2 protein-coding genes are annotated in these 1,012 nt (G+C 34.6%); both read left to right on the top strand.

Annotated features, from left to right (window positions below):
• Positions 1-516 (top strand): DNA-directed RNA polymerase subunit alpha (locus OU788_RS12420; protein ID WP_274635451.1); only part of this gene is annotated, 516 nt, incomplete at its 5' end.
• Positions 517-578: 62 nt separating this feature from the next.
• The coding region (gene rplQ / locus OU788_RS12415) for a 50S ribosomal protein L17 (RefSeq protein WP_274635450.1) at positions 579-1,012 on the top strand (434 nt) is incomplete at its 3' end.

The raw sequence follows: 1,012 nt of genomic DNA, 5'->3' as shown, positions 1-1,012 counted from the left end.
AGAGCTGGTGCACCTTTAGGAACAATTTTTACAGATTCTATTTACACTCCAATTAAGAATGTAAAATATGCAATTGAAAATTTCCGTGTAGAGCAAAAGACCGATTACGAAAAATTAGTTTTCGATATCGATACTGACGGTTCTATCAATCCTAAAGACGCCTTAACCGAAGCAGCTAAGATTTTAATCCATCACTTTATGTTATTCTCTGACGAGCGTATCACTTTAGAGGCTGATGAAATTGCACAAACTGAAACATATGATGAGGAATCATTACACATGCGTCAGTTATTAAAGACGAAATTAGTTGATATGGATTTATCAGTTCGTGCTTTAAACTGTTTAAAAGCTGCAGAAGTTGATACTTTAGGAGACTTAGTATCATTTAACAAAAGCGATTTAATGAAGTTCAGAAACTTTGGTAAAAAATCATTAACTGAATTAGATGAGTTAGTGGCTAACAAAGGTTTAAATTTCGGAATGGATTTAAGTAAATACAAATTAGATAAAGATTAACCTTTCATATTTTGCTCCTCTAAATTAGAGTAGTAGCAAGATGAGAGCTAAAACCAAATGTCATGAGACACGGAAAAAAATTTAATCATTTAGGTAGAAAAACAGCGCACAGAAAAGCGATGTTATCTAACATGGCTTGTTCTTTAATCGAGCACAAGCGAATCAATACTACAGAAGCTAAAGCGAAAGCTTTACGTAAGTTTGTTGAGCCTTTAATTACAAAATCTAAAGACGATACAACTCACAACCGTCGTGTAGTATTTAGTTACTTACGTAACAAAGAGGCTGTTACAGAATTATTCAAAGAAGTTTCTGTAAAAGTAGCAGACAGACCAGGAGGATATGTACGTATCATCAAACTAGGAAACCGTCAAGGAGATAATGCTCCTATGGCTATGGTTGAATTAGTTGATTACAACGAGTTATACAATCCAAAAGGAGACAAAGCTAAAAAGAGTACTCGTCGTAGCCGTCGTGGTGGAGCGAAGAAAACTGA

This window comes from Tenacibaculum sp. L6 (assembly GCF_028823685.1).
In the GTDB taxonomy this organism is placed as follows: domain Bacteria; phylum Bacteroidota; class Bacteroidia; order Flavobacteriales; family Flavobacteriaceae; genus Polaribacter.
The sequence above is the reverse complement of the archived record's forward strand: the minus strand, read 5'-3'. Positions and strand labels throughout refer to the sequence as shown.